General features: G+C 37.3%; 1 pseudogene. It reads right to left on the bottom strand.

Features of this window, described 5'->3' with window-relative positions:
* Positions 1 to 515: 515 nt before the first annotated feature.
* Positions 516 to 911: pseudogene (locus ACJ5GX_RS07840) on the bottom strand (integrase core domain-containing protein); the annotation flags it as partial.
* Positions 912 to 1,045 lie beyond the last annotated feature (134 nt).

Below are 1,045 nucleotides of genomic sequence, written 5' to 3'. Positions count from 1 at the left end.
CACACTATGTGATATATATACAGAGTGACTGCTTTTTCTATAATATTCCACATTCTTTCAGATTTTTCACCTTAAAATTATATTCTTAAAAGGATGGACTTCAAGTCCAGGGTTTTTCTCCCAAATTTGGGACAATAAAATTAGTTTGCCAAGGATGGGGTGTGCCGTAGAGACACAAAGAAAGATCAGAAATGAGCAAACTAAGTGCTTAAGCTGCACAATAGATGAGGGAAAGGTCCCTCACAGTCGGCTTGCAAGAGCAGGCTTTAAACAACCATAAGCTGCTTTGATAAAGAGTCAAGGTAGTGAGAGTTATGGATAAAGGCACAAATACGTGTCATGTACGAAATAGAGAGGCGAATGAAAATGAACCACTGATGAAGTGTCGAAAGGGCTGAAACGACGTCAAAACCAGGAGCTCCCATCTCTCCTGGGATAGATCTACAAAGAACTTGCTTACTGGGTAGGTGGCGTGAAACTATGTAATAGTTTAGACTTAATCTGACAGGCATAAATTAACTGACAGAAGAATCGACGAAGTCAAAACCGATATCAGAATCTGTTTTAATGTTATCAATATTTTTTTGGTAAGCAATATGCATACTATCAAAAAAGGTCTGCATAGGAGTCTTACCATAGCAATATTTACCGGAATGAGGTCTAGCTCTATTGTAAGAATGCAACCAATGATCGATATCTAACTGGAGTTCTTCCAAAGTACTATAAATCTTTTTCCTAAAAATAATATTATAACATTCATCTTGCATAGTTCTATGAAGCCTTTCACATATACCATTAGTCTGTGGAGAGTAAGCTTTGGTTCTAGAATGATCAATATTTTCTACTCCCAAATATAACTGGTACGCATGATTTCCTGGCTTGCCACAATACTCTGTACCACGATCGGGAATGTTCAAAAAAGTGTGTCAAGCCGCATTTTTAGTTCAACTCAATTTTCAATCTGTTGGGAAAGAAGATGTCAAGTTGAGACATAGTTAAAGCCCAATTAGGGAGAGCCATAATCCACTTTTGCTCCACTTTTTTT

Source organism: Wolbachia endosymbiont of Tuta absoluta, from assembly GCF_059414725.1.
The sequence above is the reverse complement of the archived record's forward strand: the minus strand, read 5'-3'. Positions and strand labels throughout refer to the sequence as shown.